The sequence below is a fragment of the Ruegeria sp. BHSB196 genome (assembly GCF_059613135.1).
The window spans coordinates 1-2111 of the sequence record NZ_JBXWRY010000076.1; the positions used below are offsets into that span (position 1 = coordinate 1).

General features: G+C 53.2%; 2 protein-coding genes. Both read left to right on the forward strand.

Annotated features, from left to right (window positions below):
* Nucleotides 1-387 precede the first annotated feature (387 nt).
* The gene (locus AC2FNJ_RS19940) at nt 388-1791 is read left to right on the forward strand and encodes an O-antigen ligase family protein (RefSeq protein WP_496766775.1); all 1404 of its coding nucleotides are present in this window, start codon (nt 388-390) and stop codon (nt 1789-1791) included.
* A 100-nt stretch (nt 1792-1891) separates the two neighbouring features.
* On the forward strand, nt 1892-2111 hold a 220-nt coding region (locus AC2FNJ_RS19945; RefSeq protein ID WP_496766776.1), incomplete at its 3' end, for an acyltransferase family protein.

The following is a 2111-nucleotide window of genomic DNA, read 5'->3' on the forward strand; positions in this document are numbered from 1 at the left end:
CTGCCCTGCGTCTGGCAACTAGGTGATGATGCTGATACTCTGAGCACCGACCCCTAGCTTGGTTCCCAGTGATAGTGGCGTGTGTCAATTGTCAAGCACAGTGTTAATGGTGTTTTTTGGAGTAACCAATGGTTGAAACGGTATCAGTTACAACTCCAGCCCTTAAATGGGGATTGAGCTTCGAAGGTGCGAAGCTCGGTGTTCGTGGCTACACATCCCACCTGTTCTGTAGTTTGGGCAACAAGGGTTGGCTTGGTTTTTGTGCGAGCAATCTGCTCGACCAAGGTTCCCGCTCCGGCTCTGCAAATTGCCATTTGTTCCAAGGCGGGTTTCTAACAGACAGGCTCCAACAAAAAGCCGTGCAGTACCGTGGCACGTTGCGTCGGTATGTATAGTAAGGCAAGCCGAAGCGGCTTTTCGACACGGGATGATGCGTCTCCATTGGAAACGGGGCGCCAGGAGCAACTACCGTTTCTGGCCAAGCTGGTATTGGTATCGCTGCTGGTGCCAGCCTATTTTTCGATCGGAACTTTGCTGCTCTCTCCATCCCGGCTTGTGTTCCTCTTCATCGTGCCGGTTCTATTGGTCAACCTGTTTCGTGGCGTTTACGGACGCCTGCTAGCGACTGATTTCCTGTTGCTGGGGTTCGCCGCCTGGATGACCTTGGCAATGTTGGCTAATCACACACCGAGGGTGGCAATAGAATACACTGGGTCACGAACCATTGTTCTTCTGGGCGGATATCTCACAGCCCGAGCCACGATCAGGACCAAGGCCGCATTCGTCGCAATGATCCGTTTTTTTGCAATCGCGGTGCTGCTTACCCTCCCATTTTCCCTTTACGAAGTGATCACAGGAAAGCCTCTAATTCCGCTGTGGCTTTCCAATCTGCCCGGAATCGCATCGGTGGGCGACGTAGACCCCCCTCAACGCCTCGGTCTCCATCGCGCACAGGTCGTGTTTTCGCATCCTATTCACTACGGTATTTTTTGCTCCTTGGCGTTTTCACTGGTCTATGTTGGACTGGCCGATCGCATGCGGTGGTTCAGACGTTCAATCATTTCTTTTTTAATTGGCTTGAGCTGTTTTTTTTCTGTTTCAAGCGGACCGGTCTTGGCCGTGGCCGTGCAGATCGGTCTGATTGGGTGGGAGACTGTATTCCGGCGCTTGAAACATCGCTGGGTGATCCTTTGGGGCTCCGGGCTCCTTTTCTATGTCATCGCCGAACTGGCCTCCGGACGTGCAGCCATATACGCTATCGTCTCCCGAATATCATTTTCTAGCTCGACCGCCTTCGCCCGTCGGGTTCTGTTCGAATTCGGAGTCGATCAGATTAGCCGGAAACCTATATTGGGCGTAGGCTACAACCCTTGGCCGCTGCCGCGTTGGATGACCGGAAGCGTCGACAATTTCTGGCTGTTCGTCGCTGTCCGGTTCGGTGTGCCCGCACTCATTATGCTGGCAGGAGCATTCATAATTGCGATGATTGTCGCTGGTCGTCGAGATTTTTCCGCCGATCCAACTCTTTATCCATTGCGGCGGGCTTGGATTTTCACATTGGTCAGCGTGATCTTGGTACTGGCAACGGTGGCAATCTGGGGGGAGTTGTATTCGCTCGTATTGTTCGTACTAGGAAGCGGCATGTGGTTTCTAACTGTGGACCCACAGCAGCAGGCTGGGCGCCCAGTAGTTGCCGACACCAAACCGGAGCACAAATTCCAATACACTCGGTTTTCGGGCGAAAAAGTTAGGCTGAAAAAAAAGACCCCATATCGTCGGAGCCATCATTAAAAGGTTTTTTTGAATGCGGTCCTTTACGGAAACAAGAAACTCCACGCCTTCCGTCCGAGCGTTTGAGCGATCCACAGCAACGGTTCGGCAAAACCGCTCCATGGCGTTGGATAGTATTCGAGCGGTGGCGATCCTGGCCGTGCTCGTGTATCATGTTGCCTCGCGCTATGACGTAGCAAGCCTCGATCCGATCGCCCAGTTCTTTCGGCGTTACGGTCTGCTCGGGGTAGACATTTTCTTTCCCCTCAGTGGTTATCTGATCACCGGTTTCCTGTTGCGCCGGTCGGACACGGAGAGCATCAAGGTTTTCTTTCTGCGCC